The sequence below is a fragment of the Mesorhizobium sp. USDA 4775 genome (genome assembly GCF_054062655.1).
The window spans coordinates 1778594-1798290 of record NZ_JBSSFM010000001.1 but is presented as its reverse complement, the minus strand read 5'-3'; the positions used below and the strand labels follow the sequence as shown (position 1 = coordinate 1798290).

General features: G+C 64.0%; 16 protein-coding genes. 7 read left to right on the top strand and 9 right to left on the bottom strand.

What is annotated here, in order from left to right:
* Positions 1-97 precede the first annotated feature (97 nt).
* From ACVILI_RS08840 to ACVILI_RS08830, 3 genes are all read left to right on the top strand, one after another.
* A complete protein-coding gene (locus ACVILI_RS08840) occupies positions 98-1021 on the top strand; it encodes a sulfite exporter TauE/SafE family protein (RefSeq protein WP_019863118.1) in 924 nt (307 codons plus the stop codon).
* Positions 1021-1812, top strand: coding sequence for a TIGR02186 family protein (locus ACVILI_RS08835; protein WP_019863117.1), 792 nt, complete (start codon positions 1021-1023; stop codon positions 1810-1812). Before ACVILI_RS08840 ends, ACVILI_RS08835 begins: the two co-directional genes overlap by 1 nt.
* Positions 1813-1987: 175 nt before the next feature.
* The gene (locus ACVILI_RS08830) at positions 1988-3244 is read left to right on the top strand and encodes an Hsp70 family protein (protein WP_019863116.1); all 1257 of its coding nucleotides are present in this window, start codon (positions 1988-1990) and stop codon (positions 3242-3244) included.
* Here ACVILI_RS08830 and ACVILI_RS08825 read toward each other — a convergent pair whose 3' ends face one another.
* Positions 3245-4144, bottom strand: a complete 900-nt coding sequence (locus ACVILI_RS08825) for a LysR family transcriptional regulator (RefSeq protein WP_038644427.1) — start codon at positions 4142-4144, stop codon at positions 3245-3247. It lies immediately after the preceding gene.
* A gap of 279 nt (positions 4145-4423) precedes the next feature.
* On the opposite strand from ACVILI_RS08825, the gene ACVILI_RS08820 reads away from it, so the two are divergent.
* Genes ACVILI_RS08820 through ACVILI_RS08810 form a run of 3 tightly spaced genes read left to right on the top strand, consistent with a single transcriptional unit; the run spans position 4424 to position 9023 of the window.
* A complete protein-coding gene (locus tag ACVILI_RS08820; protein WP_038644425.1) occupies positions 4424-7354 on the top strand; it encodes a molybdopterin-dependent oxidoreductase in 2931 nt (976 codons plus the stop codon).
* A complete protein-coding gene (locus ACVILI_RS08815) occupies positions 7351-8085 on the top strand; it encodes a 4Fe-4S dicluster domain-containing protein (protein WP_038644422.1) in 735 nt (244 codons plus the stop codon). Before ACVILI_RS08820 ends, ACVILI_RS08815 begins: the two co-directional genes overlap by 4 nt.
* Before the next feature lie 2 nt (positions 8086-8087).
* Positions 8088-9023, top strand: coding sequence for a dimethyl sulfoxide reductase anchor subunit family protein (locus ACVILI_RS08810; protein WP_038644419.1), 936 nt, complete (start codon positions 8088-8090; stop codon positions 9021-9023).
* A gap of 5 nt (positions 9024-9028) precedes the next feature.
* Here the strand turns inward: ACVILI_RS08810 and pdeM are convergent, their stop codons facing one another.
* The 5 genes from pdeM to ACVILI_RS08785 form a co-directional block, all read right to left on the bottom strand.
* Positions 9029-9745: a ligase-associated DNA damage response endonuclease PdeM gene (gene pdeM, locus ACVILI_RS08805; RefSeq protein ID WP_038644416.1), complete on the bottom strand. Its 717-nt coding sequence runs from the start codon at positions 9743-9745 to the stop codon at positions 9029-9031.
* The gene (locus ACVILI_RS08800; protein WP_038644413.1) at positions 9742-12276 is read right to left on the bottom strand and encodes a ligase-associated DNA damage response DEXH box helicase; all 2535 of its coding nucleotides are present in this window, start codon (positions 12274-12276) and stop codon (positions 9742-9744) included. Before ACVILI_RS08800 ends, pdeM begins: the two co-directional genes overlap by 4 nt.
* Positions 12277-12383: 107 nt before the next feature.
* Entirely contained in the window at positions 12384-13244 is an 861-nt protein-coding gene (locus ACVILI_RS08795; RefSeq protein ID WP_038644410.1) for a C40 family peptidase, read from the bottom strand.
* Positions 13245-13275: 31 nt separating this feature from the next.
* A complete protein-coding gene (locus ACVILI_RS08790; protein ID WP_010913361.1) occupies positions 13276-13626 on the bottom strand; it encodes a MarR family winged helix-turn-helix transcriptional regulator in 351 nt (116 codons plus the stop codon).
* Between the two features lie 72 nt (positions 13627-13698).
* Entirely contained in the window at positions 13699-15063 is a 1365-nt protein-coding gene (locus tag ACVILI_RS08785) for a leucyl aminopeptidase family protein (RefSeq protein WP_084791393.1), read from the bottom strand.
* 131 nt (positions 15064-15194) lie between these two features.
* On the opposite strand from ACVILI_RS08785, the gene ACVILI_RS08780 reads away from it, so the two are divergent.
* A complete protein-coding gene (locus ACVILI_RS08780) occupies positions 15195-16016 on the top strand; it encodes a tetratricopeptide repeat protein (RefSeq protein ID WP_038644404.1) in 822 nt (273 codons plus the stop codon).
* 88 nt (positions 16017-16104) lie between these two features.
* On the opposite strand, the gene ACVILI_RS08775 is transcribed toward ACVILI_RS08780, so the two are convergent.
* The 3 genes from ACVILI_RS08775 to ACVILI_RS08765 are packed head-to-tail and all read right to left on the bottom strand — an operon-like array spanning position 16105 to position 19679.
* Complete coding sequence (locus ACVILI_RS08775; protein ID WP_019863105.1) at positions 16105-17124, bottom strand: type II secretion system F family protein; 1020 nt, start codon at positions 17122-17124, stop codon at positions 16105-16107.
* A gap of 9 nt (positions 17125-17133) precedes the next feature.
* A complete protein-coding gene (locus ACVILI_RS08770) occupies positions 17134-18147 on the bottom strand; it encodes a type II secretion system F family protein (protein WP_019863104.1) in 1014 nt (337 codons plus the stop codon).
* Positions 18148-18170: 23 nt separating this feature from the next.
* Entirely contained in the window at positions 18171-19679 is a 1509-nt protein-coding gene (locus ACVILI_RS08765) for a CpaF family protein (protein ID WP_019863103.1), read from the bottom strand.
* Between the last annotated feature and the right edge of the window lie 18 nt (positions 19680-19697).

The following is a 19697-nucleotide window of genomic DNA, read 5'->3' as shown; positions in this document are numbered from 1 at the left end:
CCGCCGCCGCGTCGGCGCAAGGAAAAATTGGCTTTTCGGTGCGAGACTGCCCAGAACGGCTGTATTCGCCGACAGGCAAACTGATCGAGACTGACGGGTGGGCATCTATCTCCCGATTGCGGAAATTTCCGTCAACGTCTTCGTGCTGCTGGCCATGGGCGCTGCGGTGGGCTTCCTGTCGGGCATGTTCGGCGTCGGCGGCGGGTTCCTCATCACGCCGCTCCTGATCTTCTACAACATCCCCCCGGCGATCGCGGTCGCCACCGGCGCCAACCAGGTCATCGCCTCTTCCGTCTCCGGCGTGCTTTCGCACATGAAGCGGGGCACGCTCGACTTCAAGCTCGGCGGCGTGCTCCTGGCCGGCGGCATCATCGGCTCCACCGCCGGTATCTACGTGTTCGCCTTCCTGCGCCGGCTCGGCCAGCTCGACCTGTTCATCTCGCTGCTCTATGTCGTGCTGCTCGGCACGGTCGGTGGGCTGATGCTGGTCGAAAGCATCAATGCGCTGCGCGCCACACGCAGTGGTGCGGCGCCGGTGCTGAAGAAATCCGGCCAGCACAACTGGATCCACCGGCTGCCGCTGAAGATGCGCTTCAGGGCGTCGAAACTGTTCGTCAGCGTCATCCCGGTGCTCGGCCTTGGCGCCGGCATCGGCTTCCTGTCGTCGATCATGGGTGTCGGCGGCGGCTTTATCATGGTGCCGGCGCTGATCTATCTGCTGAAAGTGCCGACCAATGTCGTTATCGGCACCTCGCTGTTCCAGATCATCTTCACGTCCGCCTACACCACGCTGGTCCACGCCACCACGAACCAGACGGTCGATGTCGTGCTGGCCTTCCTGTTGATGGCGGGCGGCGTCGCCGGCGCGCAATATGGCGCCAAGGCCGGCCAGAGGCTGCGCGGCGAGCAGCTCAGGGCGCTGCTGGCCTTGCTGGTGCTGGCTGTGGCGATCCGGCTCGCCATCGATCTCTTCGTCACCCCGCCCAATCTCTATTCGCTGTCCGCCGCGGGCCTCAACTGATGGAAGGCCCGAAAACATTCGCAGCCGCCATCCTCCTGTCACTGTTTGCCGCCGGCGCACCGGCGAAGGCACAGACGCCGCTGACGGAAGGCATCCAGATCGGTCTCTCCACCGACAATGTCTCGATCACCGCCGGTTTTTCCGGCGCCGACCTGACCATCTTCGGCTCGCTGGAAAATCCCGATCCGCTGGTCGCCCGCCAGGGCCGCTACGACGTCATCGTCGTACTCGAAGGGCCACCCAAGCCGGTGGTGGTGCGCCGCAAGGACCGAGTGCTCGGCGTCTGGGTCAATCTGGACTCCGAAACCTTCGAGAACGTACCGGTCTCCTATTCGGTGGCGACGACGCGGCCGCTGCAGGACATCACAGAACCGAACAGCTACAAGCAGCTGTCGCTCGGCGCCTCCAATCTCTACATGCAGCCCGCCGACGCCGGCGACAGCCCGGCGACGATCGAGGAATTCACCGCGGCGTTGCGCGAGCGCAAGGGAGCTGCAGGCCTCTACAGCGAGAATGTCGGCGGCGTGCAGTTCCTGTCGCAGAACCTGTTCCGCGCCACCGTCAGGCTGGCACCGAATGTTCCGGTCGGCACCCACAAAGCCCGCGCGTTCCTGTTCAAGAGCGGCCTGTTCATCAAGGAGAGCTCTGCCCAGCTCGAAATCCGCAAGTCCGGCTTCGAGCAGTCTATCTTCCGGGTCGCCCATGACTACTCCTTCCTCTATGGCGTCTTCGCCATATCGCTGGCCATGCTGACGGGCTGGCTCGGCAGGCTGATCTTCCGCAAGGACTGAGACGTCCAAAAGGGGGTTTCCCTTTCCCGCGCCATGCTATAGACCGCACCTCCCCGCCCAACGGGCAAGCACGCACAATTCAATTCGGCAGAGCGGTCCGGTCGCCCGGAACCACAGCGCACGCTTCTCCCGCGAGCGCCGATCCGCTGTCTGCCGCCAATGACAGGAGGCTGCTTTGCGACCAGCATTCGCCGGTATCGATTTCGGCACTTCGAACTCCACGGTCGGCGTGGTCCGCAACGGGCAACCGCACCTCGTCGCGCTTGAAGGCGGCCAGGTCACGCTGCCCAGCGCGGTGTTCTTCAATTTCGAGGATGGCCGCATCTGTTTTGGCCGCCAGGCCATCGCCAACTACACCGACAGCGTGGAAGGCCGGCTGATGCGCTCGCTGAAGAGCGTGCTGGGCAGCTCGCTAGCGCATGAGAAGACGCGCATCAAGGCGCGCTCGATCGGCTTCATGGAGATCATCGGCCTGTTCCTCGGCCATCTGAGGAAGAAGCTTGAAGAAGATGGCGGCGATCTGGTCGAGACCGTGGTGCTCGGCCGTCCGGTACAATTCGTCGATGACGACCCACAGGCCGACGCGAACGCCCAGAGCGACCTGGAAAAGGCCGCGCATGCGCAAGGCTTCAAGCACATCGCCTTCCAGTTCGAGCCGATCGCCGCCGCACTCGATTACGAGCAGAGGGTGACGCGCGAAGAGCTGGCGCTGATCATCGACATGGGCGGCGGCACGTCTGACTTTTCAGTCGTGCGCGTCTCGCCGGAGCGTGCCCGATTGCCGGACCGCAAGGACGATATCCTGGCCAGCCGGGGTGTCCATATCGGCGGTACGGATTTCGACCGGCTGCTCAGCATTGCCCATGTCATGCCGCAGCTCGGCTATTTGACCCCGACCAAGGACGGCAAGCGCAATCTGCCGGCCAGCTACTTCATCGATCTGGCGACATGGCAGCGCATCAACCTGGTCTACACCGCCAAGGCGATGACGCATCTGCGCCAGATCCGCTACGAGGCCGCGCGCGCCGACCTGGTCGACCGCTTTATCCACATCGTGGAGCACCGCTATGGGCACGCTTTGGCGGCATTGGTCGAAAAGGCCAAGATAGAGTTGACCGACCTGTCATCGGCCGAAGTCGCGGTGAGGCTATCCGACGTGGAGTTCGCCGCCGAAATCACGCGTGATGGACTGGACGCCACCATCGCCCGGGACATCGAGCGGGTCACCGCGACGGTGGCTGAGACCATGCGCGATGCTGCGGTCAAGCCGTCCGACATCACCGCGGTGTTCCTGACCGGCGGCTCGACCGCGATTCCGCTGGCAAGACGGGAAATCCTGTCGCTGGTGCCGCAGGCTTCCGTCATCGACGGCGACATGTTCGGCTCGGTCGGGCTTGGCCTGGCTTTGGATGCCCAGCGCAAGTTCGGCTGACTAAAGGTCGCTCCCCTTAGTGTCTGCGCCGAGATGCGCCTTCAGCGCCATTTGGGCCAGGCTTGCCTGGCGGTCGCGGTGGGTGATCATGGCGAAGTCGCGTTTCGGCAGTTCGAGCGGCACGGACCGCAGGCTGCCTTCGGCAACGGCGCGTCCGACGACGAGCTCCGAAATGATGGTGGCGCCGGCACCCGCCTCGACCGCCTGGCGAACCGCCTCGTTGCTTGGCAGCACCAGGAACACCTGCAAATCGGCTAGCGAAATTCCCTCGCGCCTCGCCAGATCCTCCAGCACCTCGCGCGTGCCCGACCCACCCTCGCGGATGATCCAGCGCAGGCCCCTGATGTCGGGACGGCCCGGCGCGGTTTCGACGATTTCGGGATGTGACGCGGCAACCACCAGCATCAACCGGTCGGTGTCGACCTTGGCGCGGCGCAATATGTCGGATTCGGTGCGCCCCTCGACCAGGCCGAGATCGGCTGTTCCATCCAGCACGCTGGCCTCGACCTGTCTTGTGTTGCCGATGCTGACGCTCAGCCGCACCGCGGGGTAGGCCTCGTGGAAGGAGGCCAGCCTTCGCGGCAGCCAGTAGCTGGCGATGGTCAGGCTGGCGGCGATAGAGAGGCTGCCGGCGACCGTCTGCGAGACATGTTCCAGCACATTGCGGGCGGCGGCGGCCCGCTCCAGCACGGCCTTGGCTTCCGGCAGGAACCGGTGGCCGGTCTGGGCAAGCTCTATGTTGCGGCCGACGCGGTTGAACAGATGGACGCCGTGCTGCTCTTCAAGCGCGCGGATGGCGGCCGACGCCGCCGACTGGGAGATACCCAAAAGCTCCGCCGCCTTGGTCATGTGGCCGCGCTCGGCGACGGCGACGAAAATGCGCAACTGATCCAGGGTCATGTCAGCATTAAGAACCAATATCGATCGAATTTACAAGAACAACTGATTAGACGGATCGATAGCTTCATTCTACATTTTCGCGCGAAGTTAGAAAAAATTCGCCAGCGGATGGCAGAGACTAAAAATGATCGGGCGGTTCAAGTCCCTTCTCGCGCATTGGACCCGCGGCATCCGCAGACGGCTGACCGGCGATCGTTACCATCCGGAAGAGCATTACATGCGCGGCCCCGGGCCGAAGACTCGAGCCAAATCCGCCGGCCGCGCGGGCACATCCGGATCATGAGGCATTCACCGCCGCGCGGCGCGAATTCGGCACCATCGCAACGCCCGCTTGCCGACACGCGCGCGCCCGATGAAGGCGACGGCGTCGACACCTCGCCTGGCATTTCCGACAGCATAGCCAAGACGACCTGCTACATGTGCGCCTGCCGCTGCGGCATCGACGTGCACATCAAGGACGGCAAGGTCCGCTATATCAACGGCAACAAGGACCATCCGGTCAATCGCGGCGTGATCTGCGGCAAGGGCAGTTCCGGCATCATGCAGCATTACAGCCCGGCCCGGCTGAAGAAGCCGCTGCTGCGCACCGGTCCGCGCGGCTCCGGCGCGTTCCGCGAGATCGAGTGGGAAGAAGCGTTCTCGATCGCGACGGAGCGTCTCTCGGCAGTTCGTCGTACCGATCCGAAAAAACTCGCTTTCTTCACCGGCCGCGACCAGTCGCAATCCTTGACCGGTTGGTGGGCGAGCCAGTTCGGCACGCCGAACTTCGCCGCCCATGGCGGCTTCTGCTCGGTCAACATGGCGGCCGGCGGGCTCTATTCGATCGGCGGCTCGTTCTGGGAGTTCGGCGAGCCTGACTGGGATAACACACGATATTTCATGCTGTTCGGCGTCGCCGAGGACCATGATTCCAACCCGATCAAGATCGGGCTGGGCAAGCTCAAGGCGCGCGGCGCCAAGGTGGTGTCGATCAACCCCTGCCGCACCGGCTACAATGCGATTGCCGACGACTGGATCGGCATCCGGCCCGGAACGGACGGCCTGTTCGTCTTCGCCCTCATCCACGAATTGCTGAAGGCAGGCCGCGTCGATCTCGACTATCTGCTCCGCTACACCAACGCCCATGTCCTCGTCGTGCAGGAGCCTGGCGCCTCCGACGACGGGCTGTTCGTCCGCGACGCCGACGGCAATCCGCTGGCCTGGGACAGGGTGGCGAAGACCGCCGTCAAGGCAACCGACGCGGAAGCGAAGCCGGCGCTGACCGGCAGCTTCGAAGTCGGCGGCCGCCGCTGTACGCCGGTGTTCCAGTTGATCGCCGACCGCTATCTCGATGACAGCTATGCGCCGGATGCGGTCGCCGAGCGCTGCGGCATTGCCGTCGATACGATCCGCCGGATCGCCGCCGAACTCGCCCATGTCGCCTTCGAACAGGCAATCGAACTGCCCATCGCTTGGACCGACTGGGCCGGGCGCCGGCACGAGACGATCAAGGGCCGACCGGTTTCGATGCATGCCATGCGCGGTATATCAGCCCATTCGAACGGTTTTCACTCTTGCCGTGCCATCCATCTGCTGCAGGTGCTGCTCGGCACAGTGGATGTTCCCGGCGGCTTCCGCTTCAAGCCGCCCTACCCCAGATCGGCGCCGCCAGGCCCGAAACCCGCGGGCAAGACGGTCAAGCCGATGACGCCGCTGGACGGCATGCCGCTGGGTTTCATCTGCGGGCCGGACGACCTGCTGGTCGACGAAGACGGCACGCCGACCCGCATCGACAAGGCCTATTCCTGGGACGCGCCGCTGGCCGCGCACGGCCTTATGCACACCGTCATCCGCAATGCCTGGGCGGGCGATCCCTACAAGATCGACACGCTGATGATGTACATGTCGAACATGGCGTGGAATTCCTCGATGAACACCGTCGAGACGATGCGTATGCTGACCGACCATGACGAGGCGGGCAACTACAAGATCCCCTTCATCATCTATTCCGACGCCTACTATTCCGAGACCGTGCCGTTCGCCGACCTCGTGCTGCCCGACACCACCTATCTCGAACGGCATGACTGCATCAGCCTGCTCGACCGGCCGATCAGCCATGCCGACGGGCCGGGCGATGCCATCCGCCATCCCGTCGTCGAGCCGGACCGCGACGTCAGGCCGTTCCAGTCGGTGCTGATCGAACTGGGCGCCCGGCTGCGCCTGCCCGGTTTCGTCGATGAGGACGGATCGGCCAGATATGCCGACTATGCCGACTATATCGTCAACCACGAGCGCACACCGGGCATCGGACCGTTGGCCGGCTGGCGCGGCAAGGATGGAACGTCGATCGGCAAGGGCGAGGCCAATCCGGACCAGTTGCAGCGCTACATCGACAATGGCGGCTTCTGGCATCACGACTTCGCTCAGGACCAGCGCTACTACAAGATGGCCAACCGCTCCTATCTCGATTTCGCGGTGCAGATGGGTTTCATCCCGAAGGCGGAGCCGATCATCTTCCAGCTCTATTCCGAGCCGTTGCAGCGGTTTCGGCTCGCCGCACGCGGCTATGGCCGTGTTCAGCCGCCGGAGGCCGAGCGCCAGCGCATCGAGACCTACATGGATCCGCTGCCGTTCTGGTACATGCCGTTCGAGGAAGCGGTGGTCGACCTCGAAAAATACCCGCTGCACGCGCTGACGCAGCGGCCGATGCACATGTATCATTCCTGGGGCTCGCAGAATGCGTGGCTGCGGCAGATTACCAGCCAGAACCGGCTGTTCGTGCATCACCGCACCGCCGCCGGTCTCGGTCTCGTCGACGACGACTGGGTGTGGATCGAGAGCATCAACGGCAGAGTGAAGGGGCAAATCAAGCTGGTCGACGGGGTGAACGAAAGCACGGTCTGGACCTGGAACGCGATCGGCAAAAGGCGCGGCAGCTGGGGACTGAAAGATGATGCCGCCGAGAGCAATCGCGGCTTCCTGCTCAACCATATCATCGGCGACCAGACCTCGGCCGACGCCCAGGGCAAACGCTACTCGAATTCCGATCCTGTCACCGGCCAGGCCGCGTGGTTCGATCTGCGCGTGCGCATCGTCAAATGCGCTGATGAGGAAGCCGGCTTCACCGAGCCGCAATTCGAGCGTTTCAGCCAACCGCCGCATTTCGAGCCGTCGCTCGACAGATTGAGCTTCGGCGCCGAATTCCGCCGGGCAAGAGAGGCAGCCGAATGACCTGTCTTCCCGCCCACAGCGACAAGAAACTTGGTCTCGTCATCGACCTCGACACGTGCGTCGGCTGCCAGGCTTGCGTCACCGCCTGCAAGGAATGGAACACCGGCGGCCACATGGCGCCGTTGACCGACATCGACCCCTATGGCGGCCATGTCGACGGCGTCTGGTTCAACCGCGTGCACAGCTATGAGCACACGACAGAGATGGGCGGGCGCACGGTCAACTTCCCGCGCTCCTGCCTGCATTGCGAGACGCCGGCCTGCGTCACCGTCTGCCCGACCGGCGCCTCTTACAAGCGAGTCTCGGACGGCATCGTGCTGATCGACGAGGACAAATGCATCGGCTGCAAATTGTGCAGCTGGGCCTGCCCCTATGGCGCGCGCGAATTCGACACCGATGTCGGCGTGATGAAGAAATGCACGCTCTGCGTCGACCGCATTTACAACGACAATCTGGCCGAAGAAGACCGTGTGCCGGCCTGTGTGGCCGCCTGCCCGACCAGCGCCCGGCATTTCGGTGATCTCGGCGATCCCCAGTCCGCCGTCTCGCAACTGGTGGCTGAGCGCGGCGGCGTCGACCTGATGCCGGAACTCGGCTATCACCCGACCAACAAATATCTGCCGCCGCGCGCCCATACAAAGCGCGCCGCATCGGTGCCGTCGAAGGCGCTGGAGCCGGTGCGGGCCGAAGGCGGCTTCCTCGGCTGGGTCGACCGCATGCTTTCGAACTGACCATGCATCCAGCCTTTTCCGTTATCTTCTTCACCACCGCCACGGGCGCCGGCTACGGCCTGCTGGCAGTGCTTGGCGTGCTGGGCGGGTTGCAGATCATCCCCGCCGACTTCTGGCTCGGCCTCGTCGGCCTGGGGCTGGCGCTTGGCCTGATCGCGGCGGGACTGTTGTCGTCGACCGGCCATCTCGGCAGACCCGAGCGCGGATGGCGGGCGTTCTCGCAATGGCGCAGTTCCTGGCTGTCGCGCGAAGGCGTGGCCTCGGTCATCACCTTCATCCCGGCGGGACTGTTCGGCCTCGGCTGGGTGTTCTTTGGCCGCACTGAGGGCTGGGTGGCCATTGCCGGATTGCTGGCCGCCATCGGTGCGATCGTCACCGTCTGCACCACCGGCATGATCTACGCGTCGCTGAAGCCGATTGCGCAGTGGCACAGCCGCTATACTTTGCCGGCCTATCTGATCTTCGCGGCCATGACCGGCAGCGTTCTGTTGAGCGCGCTGCTGCAGGGCTTCGGCATCGGTTCTATGGGCGTGCTGGTATTGTCACTGCTTGCCACTCTTGCCGGCTGGGGCTGGAAGCTCGCGACCTGGCGGCACAATGACCGTCTCGAGATCCCGACCACCGCCAACACCGCGACCGGACTGGCCGGTGGCACGGTGCGGTCGCTGGAATGGCCGCATACCGAGGAAAATTACCTGCTCAAGGAAATGGGTTTTCGCATCGCGCGCAAGCACAGTGCGAAGCTGCGCGTGCTCGCACAGGCATTGGCCTTCGCCCTGCCCGTCCTGCTGATCGCCGCCACCTTCGCCTTGCCCTGGCCCTATGCGGCGGTGCCGTCGGTGCTCGCCGCGATCGTCCAGTTCGCCGGCATGCTGGTCGAGCGCTGGCTGTTCTTCGCCGAGGCAAAGCACACCGTCACTCTGTATTACGGCAGATAGGCTGCTCAGCCCGGCCGCAGCATCGAGCGGGAGATGGCGAAGATGCGGTCGGCGCCAAGCATATAGGCCATCAGCGATTCCAGCCGGAACAGCCCGGCATAGGCGCGATCGAGCACGTTGAGCGAGCCGGTATAGGCGCCGAAGGCCGGCATGATCATGCGGCCACCATCGCCGGCAAAGCAGCGCCGCCGCACCGAACGGCCTCGCTGGACAATGCGCGCGCAGGGATGGAGATGGCCCGCGATCTCGCCCTCGACGCGTACCTTGGACGGCTCATGCCGGAACAGCAGCGAGCCGATGGCCAATTCCCGCACCGTTTCGCCGGGCAGATCGGCCGGCGCTTCCGGATCATGGTTGCCAGCGACCCAGAACCAGTCGCGGCCTGCCATCAGCGCTTCCAGCCGCTCGCGAAAACTCGCATGCATGCGCTCGGCGCCGCCGCCATCGTGAAAGGAGTCGCCCAGGCTGATGACGATCGACGGCTGGTAGTCGGATATGACGGCCTGCAATCTGAGCAAGGTCGCGCCGGTATCATAGGGCGGGATCAGCGCGCCGCGTCTTGCCAGCGACGAGCCTTTTTCCAGATGCAGGTCGGAGACCGCCAGCAGCCTGAGCTCGGGAAAATAGAGCACGCCGCGCGGATCGCAGACCACACGTTCGCCGGCGATGCCTATCATGTCGGCCTCGGCGATCAGCGATGTACGCGCCAGCGAAAAATTCATCCCTCACTCATTTCCGGCCCCATGGCCTCTTCGACCAAAGTCGCCGCATCCATCAGCAGTGTTTCATCGGCTTCGCCGTTCACCGGCATCTTGCCGATCTCGAGCATGATCGGCACGGCTAGTGGCGAAATCTGCTCGAGATTCTTATGCATGATTCTACCCTGGACGCGCGAGAGCATGTCGGCAAGTCTGCTGACATCGAGCAGACCGGCCGCCGCATCGGTGCGTGTCGCCTGCAGCAGGATATGGTCCGGCTCATGGCTGCGCAGCACATCGTAGATCAGGTCGGTCGACACTGTGACCTGACGGCCGCTCTTCTCCTGGCCCGGATGGCGTTTCTCGATCAGTCCCGAAATCAGCGCGCAATTGCGGAAGGTGCGCTTGAGAAGCCAGCTGTCGGCCAGCCAGGCTTCGAGGTCGTCGCCCAGCATGTCCTCGTCGAACAATGCGCCGAGAGACGGTTTCCTGGCTTTGAACATCGCGCCCATATCGCCCAGCGACCATATGGCAAGGGCGTAATCGGTGGCGACAAAGCCAAGCGGCCTGGCGCCTGCCCTGTCGAGGCGCCGGGTAAGCAACATGCCGAGCGTCTGGTGGGCCAGCCTGCCCTCAAAGGGATAAGCGACCAGATAGTAGCGGTTGCCGCGTGGAAAGGTCTCGATCAGCAGGTCATCGCGTTTGGGCAGAACCGATTTGTCGGCCTGGAATCGCAGCCAGTCGGCCACCTGCTCCGGCAGCTTCTTCCAGCGCTGCGGATCGTCCAGCATCATGCGGACCTGCTCGGCAAGGTAGGTCGAAAGCGGGAACTTGCCGCCGCCATAGTAGGGCACCTTGGCGTCGCTGCCGGGCGCGTTCGACACGAAGCATTCATTCTCGCGAATGCCTTCGAAGCGCAGCACCTTGCCGGCGAACATGAAGGTGTCGCCATGCGTCAGCGTTTCGAGGAAGGCCTCCTCGATCTTGCCGAGAACGGCCCCGCCGCGTGTAGCCGAGCCTTTGCTGCCTGCTTTGACGTAACGCACGTTGAGCGCCGGCACTTCGATGATGGTGCCGACATTCAGCCGATATTGCTGAGCCACGCGCGGGTTGGAGACGCGCCACAACCCGTCCTTGTTCAGGCGGATACGAGCATAGCGCTCGTAATTCTTCAGCGCATAGCCGCCGGTGGCGACAAAATCGATGACGCGGTCGAAGGTAATCCTATCGAGGCTGGTGTAGGGTGCCGCCGCTCGCACTTCCTCGTAAAGATCGTCGGCACGGAACGGTGCGCCGCAGGCGCAGCCGAGTACGTGTTGCGCCAGCACATCGAGGCCGCCATCAACCAGCGGCGGCGTGTCCTGCGCGCCAAGATAGTTGGCATCGAGGGCAGCCCGGCATTCGAGCACCTCGAAACGGTTGGCAGGGATCAAGATCGCCTTGGACGGTTCGTCCATCCGGTGGTTGGCACGGCCGATGCGCTGCGCCAGCCGGCTCGCCCCCTTCGGCGCGCCGACATGCACGACCAGATCGACATCGCCCCAGTCGATGCCGAGATCGAGCGTCGATGTCGCGACGATGGCACGCAGCGCGTTCTCGCCCATCGCCTTCTCGACGCGCCGCCGCTGGCCGACATCGAGAGAGCCGTGATGAAGCGCGATCGGCAAGGTGTCCTCGTTGACCCGCCACAATTCCTGGAAAAGCAGTTCCGCCTGGCTGCGGGTGTTGACGAACAGCAGGGTCGTCTTGTGGCGCTTGATCTCGCGGTAGATCTCCGGCGTGGCATAGCGCGCCGAATGCCCCGCCCACGGTACACGCTCTTCGGAATCGAGAATGGAGATTTCGGGTTTAGCTCCCCCTGTGACCACAATCAGTTCGGACATGTCTCCTGGTGGATTCTGGCTGACCAGCCAGCGCCGCAACTCGTCCGGCTCGGCCACCGTCGCCGACAGGCCGATGGTCTGCAGGCCGGGCACGTAGTTGCGCAGCCGCGCCAGGCCGAGCGCCAAGAGATGGCCGCGTTTCGAGGTTACAAGCGAATGCAACTCGTCGAGCACGACATAGCGCAGATCCTCGAAGAAGCGTCGGGCGTCGCCTGCAGCAATCAGAAGCGCAAGTTGCTCGGGCGTGGTCAGCAATATATCCGGCGGCACCAGCTTCTGGCGCTGGCGCTTGTGGGAAGGCGTGTCGCCGGTGCGCGTCTCGATACTGATCGGCAGACCGATCTCCTCGACCGGCTTGCCGAGATTGCGCTCGATGTCGACGGCCAGCGCCTTGAGCGGCGAGATGTAGAGCGTGTGGATGCCGCGCTGTCCCTGCCCCGGCTTTCGCCTCGGCCTGACCGCCAGTTCCGTCAGCGAAGGCAGAAAGCCGGCCAGCGTCTTGCCGGCTCCGGTCGGCGCGATCAAAAGCACCGATTGGCCGCTTTGGGCCTTCGCCAGCAATTCGACCTGATGTGCGCGCGGCGACCAGCCTTTCTCGCCGAACCATCTGAGGAATGGCTCGGGCAGGGCAATGGCGGCATTCTGCTCGGCAAGGCGCGGCTCAACTGTCACGCGCCAGAGGTAGCGCGGCTACGGGCGATCGCCAAGGAAAATCGGAACAAAAGGGGATCGTGAAAGCTCTTCCCTTCTCCCCCTGTGGAGAAGGACAGGCGCTTGTGCTACGGCCTGCGAAACCCGGTCGGGCCGCCATAGAGGTAGCCGATGCGGGCGATGGCGTCCTTCAACCCTTCGCGCGAGACCAGCATGGTGTGGCCGTTGGCGTGGATCATGGTCTCAGCGTCGGTCATGGCAGCGACATGGCCTTTCCAGAAGACGAGATCGCCCCTGCGCAACCCGGCATAGTCCGGACCCGGCTCGAGCGGCTCGCCGATGCTTGCCGCCTGCATGTCGGAATCGCGCAGCACGTTTTTGCCCGCCATGCGCATCGCCAGCTGCACCAGGCCGGAACAATCGATGCCGAAGCCGGATGTGCCGCCCCACAGATAGGGTGTGCCAAGAAACGTCTCGGCAACCGCGACATAGTCGGCGGCAATTTCGCTGATTGGCCTGAGGTGACCCGCGATGATCGCTTCGCGTGACGGCAGGACGGCATAATGTGTGCCACGCGTCTCGACGGCGCCCGTCACCGTCACCGTCGACCCCATCGACAGCTGTCCCGCGATCGGAAAGCGCAGATCCGGATCGGGATAGAGAAAGGTGCGGGGCACCGAGACGATATGGGTGGGCGCATGGTCGCGCCCGCCCAGCATGGTGTTGGCGACATAGCCGACATAGCCGTCGCGTTCGGCCTGGATCCAGGCCCAGCCTTCGGCATCCTCGAAAACCAGCACATCGTCGCCGAACAGAGCTTGCGTGTTGACGCCGGCATCCGCACGAGGCGCCTTGCGGATGTCTGCCACCGAGGCCGAAATCCGCGCCGGCCGGCCGGCGACAAAACGCTCGGCAGAAACCTCGCCTTTCAGCCTTGCGTCGGCAAGGTCGGAACGGAAGGCGTGGAGACGGGCATCGTGAGCAGTCAAAATCGGTAACCCTGCTGTATGGGCAAAACGGTCAGATGGGCAGTTCGTGGGCCCTGGCGATGATACCATCGCCGAAGCGCTCGACAAAGAGCGCGCCCTCGACCGTGCGCTTGATCAGCACGTTGCGCTTGTCGAGTTCGTCGCGATGGCGCGACACCAGCTTCAGCGCGCCCATGGTGTCGAGCGCGCGCGTGATCACCGGCTTGGTGACATTGAGGCGGGCGGCCAGCCCGCGCACCGTGTGCGGCGGCGGATCGAGATAGATGGTGAACAGGATCGCCGTCTGGCGCATGGTCAGGTCGGGCGCATCGTCGCGCACCTGCGACAGCATGACTTGCTGCCACAGTCGCAAGGCCTGGCTCGGGCGCATCGCAATCGACATCGCGCCAGCATGACGGCAAATTGTTTCGGTTCCGTTTCAGTTTCAGCGATTTGCCGGCTCTGCTTGCCGCCTTCAGCCAAAGCGTGTCGAGATGATCCGCTCCAAAGCGCGAATGCCTTGTGCCTCGCCGCCGGCAGGCCCATGCGCACGGTCGGCGGGGTTCCAGGCAAAGATGTCGAAATGCGCCCAGCTCGCCGTCTTCTCGACAAAGCGCTTGAGGAACAGTGCCGCCGTAATCGAACCGGCGAAACCGTCCGTGGTGACATTGTTGATGTCGGCGATCTTCGACGACAGTTTCGCATCGTAGGGCCGCCACAGCGGCAAGCGCCACAGCGGATCCTCGACCGCCAGCGATGCCTCGGCGAGGTCCGAGGCCAGCGCCTCGTCGCCGGTATAGAAAGGCGGCAGATCGGGGCCAAGCGCGACACGGGCCGCTCCGGTCAGCGTCGCCATGTCGACCAGCAGCTGCGGTTCCTCGTCATCGGCCAGCGCCAGCGCGTCGCCGAGCACGAGCCTGCCTTCGGCGTCGGTATTGCCGATCTCGACAGTGATGCCCTTGCGGCTCGCCAGCACGTCGCCGGGTCGAAAAGCGTTGCCGGCGATCGAGTTCTCGACCGCGGGTATCAGCACGCGCAGCCGCACGTTCAACCCGGCGGCCATGATCATCGAGGCCAGGCCAAGCACATTGGCGGCGCCGCCCATGTCCTTCTTCATCAAGAGCATGCCGGATGACGGCTTGATGTCGAGACCGCCTGTGTCGAAGCAGACGCCCTTGCCGACCAGCGTAACCTTCGGCGCGCCCGGTTGCCCCCAGATCATGTCGATCAGACGCGGCGCGCCGGTCGAAGCACGGCCGACGGCGTGGATCATCGGGAAGTTCTGAGTCAGCAGCTCGTCGCCCTTGATGACGGAGACTTCGGCCTTGTGAGCCGCGGCGAGGGTGCGCACCGCCTTCTCCAGATCATCCGGTCCCATGTCGCTGGTCGGTGTGTTGACCAGATCGCGGGCCATGAAGACGCCATCGGCGATGCGGCGAACGCGCGCCGCGTCGACGCCGGCCGGCACGTCGAAACGCAGCGCCTTGCCCGGCTTCTTGCCGTAACGGGTAAAGACATAGCCGCCGAGCGCCAGCGCGATTGCCGCGAGTTCCGGCTCGGCAGGAATGGAGGCGAAATGCCAGTCGCCTTCCGGCAGGGTTTTCGACAGTGCACCGAGCGCAAGTGCGCCTTCCCCGTCGCCTGTGCCGAACAGGGCGCCGGCAAGTGCGCCGTTTTCGCCGGGCACGGCGAGCGTCCTGCCTGCCTCACCGGAAAAGCCGTTGGCCTTGGCCCAGGCGACAGCAAATGGCGCAAGGCCCGCGGCCTCCAGGCCGTCACGGGCCACCAGATGCACCGGCAGCGCACCTTGCAATTTCGTCTCGACGAGTTCGACAGGCATTCGATGTTCTCTCCTGCCGACCCTTCGCGAGTCGGCGTTTCTTAACTCTCCGTTAGGGTTAACAGAATATTTCTGCGGGAGGGAAGATGGCCACGCTATGGCCGCGCCCATGAATGGAGGCTTAGGTGTCGATGCCGACCAACCGCACAGTGAATGCCAGAGGAAAACGGCTCGCCACCACCGCCCTCATGCTGGCGCTCGCCGCGGGCGTCGCCGGATGCGGAACCAGCAGGATGACTACCGGCTCGATCGAACGTACCAGCGGCAAGCCGCTGGAGAGCATGTCGGCCGGAGAAGTGCACAATGCCACGGCCGCTCTCGGCCAATCCTACTCAAAGAATCCCAACGACAAGCGAATCGCAACCAACTTCGCGGCCGCGCTGCAGATGGACGGCGATGCCGACCAGTCGCTGGCCGTGATGCGCAAACTGGCGATCGCCTATCCCAAGGATCGCGACGTGCTCGCCGCCTATGGCAAGGCGCTGGCCGCCAATGGCCAGCTCGAGGCAGCGCTCGACGCCGTGCGCCGCGCACAGACGCCGGAATATCCCGACTGGAAGCTGGTGTCGGCGGAAGCGGCCATCCTTGACCAGCTCGGCCAGAAGGACGATGCACGCCAGCTCTACCGCAAGGCGCTCGAACTCAAGCCGAACGACCCCTCGGTTCTCTCCAATCTGGGCATGTCCTATGTGCTGGAAGGGGATCTGCGCACCGCGGAAACCTATATGCGTTCGGCCGCCCAGCAGCCCAACGCCGACAGCCGCGTGCGCCAGAACCTGGCGCTGGTCGTCGGCCTGCAGGGCCGCTTCGACGAAGCCGAGAAGATCGCCTCGCAGGAGCTCTCGCCCGAGCAGGCACAGGCCAATGTCGCCTATCTCAGGCAGATGCTTGCGCAACAGAATGCCTGGGGACAGCTCAAGGATCAGGACAAGGCGAAGCCTGCAACCAACTGAGGGCGACGATCTGCAAAGGTCCCAATTGAACGAAGAAGCCGCGCTGAGCTCAGCGCGGCTTCTTCGTTTATCTCCGCGTGCCCCGCGGCTACTTGGCCGATGATGACGGATGATCGGTGCCGAAGATGCCGCGCTGGCTGACCTGGATGCCGGCAGGGCCTAGGATGATGGCGAAAAGCACAGGCAGGAAGAACAGGATCATCGGCACGGTGAGCTTGGGCGGCAGGGCGGCGGCCTTCTTTTCGGCGGCGTTCATGCGCTGGTCCCGGCTTTCGGCGGCAAGCACGCGCAATGCGTGCGCCACCGGCGTGCCGTAGCGTTCGGCCTGGACGAGCGCCTGCGACACCGATTTGACCGATTCCAGGCCGGTACGGTTCGCAAGATTCTCATAGGCCTGCTTGCGTTCCTGCAGATAGGAGAGCTCGGCGTTGGTCAGGATGAATTCTTCCGCCAGAGCCACCGACTGCGCGCCGATCTCGTCGGCGACTTTGCGGAGCGCGGCTTCCACCGACATGCCCGACTCCACGCAGATCAGCATCAGGTCGAGCGCATCCGGCCACGCCATCTGGATCGACTGCTTGCGCTTGGTGGCGCGATTGTTGACATAGACGACCGGCGCGTAGAAGCCGCCATAGGCGACCAGGATGCAGACGAACAGCCGGATGACCAGGGGTTTGTCGGGCAATCCTCCGAGCACGAATATGTAGACCAGCCCCAGCGCGAAGCCGACAAAAGGCAGAACGAGGCGGAAGAAGAGAAACCGCGTCAGCGGGTTCTGCCCGCGAAAGCCGGCGACCTTGAGCTTCTGCAAGGTGCTCTCGTCGGCCAGCGCACGCCGCAGGTCGAGCCGATCGACAATGTTGCGCATACCGACCGACTGTTGCTCGCGCAGGCCCTTGCGGCGGCGATCGGCCTCGCTCGCAAGCCGCGCGCGCTGCTTGGCGCGAAGCTCGTCGCGCTCCAGCGCGACCGACTTCATGCGCGACTTGAGCTGGTTTCCGCCGAATGCCGGCAGCAATGTAAAGACCGTCGCGAACACGGCGATGGCGACCAGCAGCGCGATCAGCAGGCTGGGGTCCGTCAGTGATTTGATGACTTGTTCGGTCATGCCGCGGCCCTAGACTTCAAAGTTCATCATCTTGCGCATGACCAGGATGCCGATCGACATCCAGACAGCGGCACAACCCAGTATCAGATTGCCAACGCTGGTGTTGAACAGCGGCATCAGATAGTCGGGGCTGGAAAGATAGACGAGAAAAGCAACGATGAAGGGCAGCGCGCCGATGATGGCGGCGGACGCCTTCGCCTCCATGGACAGCGCCTGAACCTTCGCTTTCATCTTCTTGCGATCACGAAGCACGCGTGAAAGGTTGCCCAGCGCCTCGGACAGATTGCCGCCGGCCTGCGACTGGATCTGGATGACGATGCCGAAGAAACTCGCCTCTGTGCACGGCATGGTTTCGGGCATACGCAAGGTCGCATCGGGGATCGAAATTCCCATCTGCTGCGAATCGACGATGCGGCGAAACTCCGCCTTCACCGGCTCGGGGGATTCGTTGGCGATGAGGCGCACGGCATCGTTCAGCGGCAGGCCGGACTTGACCGCGCGCACGATGATGTCGAGTGCGTTTGGAAATTCGTTGAGGAATGCCTTGACCCGGCGCGCGCGGCGAAACGATACGAACCAGCGCGGCAGGCCGAGCGCGCCGGCCAACAGCACGCCGGGCAAGACAAGCATCGGCGCGCCGGCCACGAATGCGACCACCGTCAGCGCGAGACCGCATATGGCGGAATAAATGTAGAAACGCTCGATTGGGACCTTCATCCCGGCCTGCCGGAGTTGCGCCTTCAGCGGCGGCTTCTTGATGGCGCTGTCCTTGGTCTTCTGCTTCTCGTCGAGTTCCTTCAGCGAATCCTGCACGGATTTCCGACGCTTGGCCGCATCCGTCGCGCGGTCGCGGGAGGCCTTGACAACCGACCGGTCCGTCTCCGCGGCCTTGATCGTCTCCAGCCGCTTGCCAGCCTGCTTCTCATTGCTGATCTGGTTGAACAGGAATGCATAGGCGACCGCGCCGGCGCTGAAGCCGGCGAGCACGACAAACGCCAATACGGTGCCATCAATTCCAAACATCGACCAGAACCCTCAACGCCGCGTCAGTCAGCGCGTTTCTCCATTGCCTCGAGCGCAACGGCGAGGCGCTGCTCCTCGCCGTAGTAGCGAGCCCTGTCCCAGAAATGCGGGCGGCCGATGCCGGTCGAGACATGCTCGCCCAGCAGCCTGCCGTTGGCGTCCTCGCCCTTGATGTTGTAGAGGACGATGTCCTGCGTGATGATGACGTCGCCTTCCATCCCGATCACCTCGGTGATGTGAGTGATGCGGCGCGATCCGTCGCGCAGACGCGCCGCCTGGATGATCACGTCGATGGAGCCGACGACGATTTCACGCACGGTTTTCTGCGGCAGCGAATAACCGCCCATGGCGATCATGGATTCGATACGATTCAGGCATTCGCGCGGGCTGTTCGAGTGGATCGTTCCCATCGAGCCGTCATGGCCGGTGTTCATCGCCTGCAGAAGATCGAACACTTCGGGTCCGCGCACCTCGCCGACGATGATGCGCTCGGGCCGCATACGCAGGCAGTTCTTGACCAGGTCGCGCATCGTTACCTCGCCTTCACCTTCGAGGTTGGGCGGGCGGGTTTCCAGACGTACGACATGCGGCTGCTGCAGTTGCAGTTCGGCCGAGTCCTCGCAGGTGATGACGCGCTCGTCGCGGTCGATGTAGTTGGTGAGGCAGTTGAGCAGAGTCGTCTTGCCGGAGCCGGTGCCGCCCGAGATGACGATGTTGCAGCGAACACGACCGATGATCTTGAGGACTTCGGCGCCCTGCGGCGAGATGGCACCGAACTTGACCAGCTGATCGAGCGTCAGCTTGTCCTTCTTGAATTTGCGGATGGTGAGTGCGGTGCCGTCGATGGCGAGCGGCGGAGCGATGACGTTGACGCGAGAGCCGTCGGGAAGGCGGGCGTCGCAGATCGGGCTGGATTCATCGACGCGGCGACCGACCTGACTGACAATGCGCTGGCAGATGTTGAGAAGCTGCTGGTTGTCACGAAAGCGAATGCCGGTCTGCTCGACCTTGCCATTGACTTCGATGTAGACGTTCTTGGAGCCGTTGACCATGATGTCGGCGATATCGTCGCGGGCGAGCAATGGCTCGAGCGGCCCGTAACCAAGCACGTCGTTACAGATGTCCTCGAGCAATTCCTCCTGCTCGGCGATCGACATTGCGAAATTCTTGATCGCGATGATGTCGTTGACGATGTCGCGGATTTCCTCGCGCGCGGTCTCCGGGTCGAGCTTGGCCAGCTGCGACAGGTCGATCGTGTCGATGAGCGCCGAGAAAACCTGGCTCTTGGTGTCGTAATAGGTTTCGCTCTTTTCGCGCTGGGGCCGCTTCGCCTCCGGCGCGATCGGCGGCGCCTCGACGGCGCGGCGAGCCGGCGGCGCCACAGGCGCGCTTGGCTGCAGCGGTGCCGCGGGCCGGGCAAGAACCGCCGTATCCGTCGAACCCGCGGGCGGCGGCGCGGCCGGCGCCGGTGCCGGCTGGCGGAATTCCGGCGTGAACCGGTTGCCGTCGTCGTTGCCTCTTTTACCGAACATGATCGACTACCGGTTCCA

Bases quoted from the DNA above. Each gene is read 5' to 3' on its own strand.
- ACVILI_RS08835 (WP_019863117.1), top strand. From the start codon at position 1,021: ATGGAAGGCCCGAAAACATTCGCAGCCGCCATCCTCCTGTCACTGTTT.
- ACVILI_RS08780 (WP_038644404.1), top strand. From the start codon at position 15,195: ATGCCGACCAACCGCACAGTGAATGCCAGAGGAAAACGGCTCGCCACC.
- ACVILI_RS08810 (WP_038644419.1), top strand. From the start codon at position 8,088: ATGCATCCAGCCTTTTCCGTTATCTTCTTCACCACCGCCACGGGCGCC.
- ACVILI_RS08820 (WP_038644425.1), top strand. From the start codon at position 4,424: ATGAGGCATTCACCGCCGCGCGGCGCGAATTCGGCACCATCGCAACGC.
- pdeM (WP_038644416.1), bottom strand. From the start codon at position 9,745: ATGAATTTTTCGCTGGCGCGTACATCGCTGATCGCCGAGGCCGACATG.
- ACVILI_RS08815 (WP_038644422.1), top strand. From the start codon at position 7,351: ATGACCTGTCTTCCCGCCCACAGCGACAAGAAACTTGGTCTCGTCATC.
- ACVILI_RS08775 (WP_019863105.1), bottom strand. From the start codon at position 17,124: ATGACCGAACAAGTCATCAAATCACTGACGGACCCCAGCCTGCTGATC.
- ACVILI_RS08790 (WP_010913361.1), bottom strand. From the start codon at position 13,626: ATGTCGATTGCGATGCGCCCGAGCCAGGCCTTGCGACTGTGGCAGCAA.
- ACVILI_RS08765 (WP_019863103.1), bottom strand. From the start codon at position 19,679: ATGTTCGGTAAAAGAGGCAACGACGACGGCAACCGGTTCACGCCGGAA.
- ACVILI_RS08825 (WP_038644427.1), bottom strand. From the start codon at position 4,144: ATGACCCTGGATCAGTTGCGCATTTTCGTCGCCGTCGCCGAGCGCGGC.
- ACVILI_RS08785 (WP_084791393.1), bottom strand. From the start codon at position 15,063: ATGCCTGTCGAACTCGTCGAGACGAAATTGCAAGGTGCGCTGCCGGTG.
- ACVILI_RS08770 (WP_019863104.1), bottom strand. From the start codon at position 18,147: ATGTTTGGAATTGATGGCACCGTATTGGCGTTTGTCGTGCTCGCCGGC.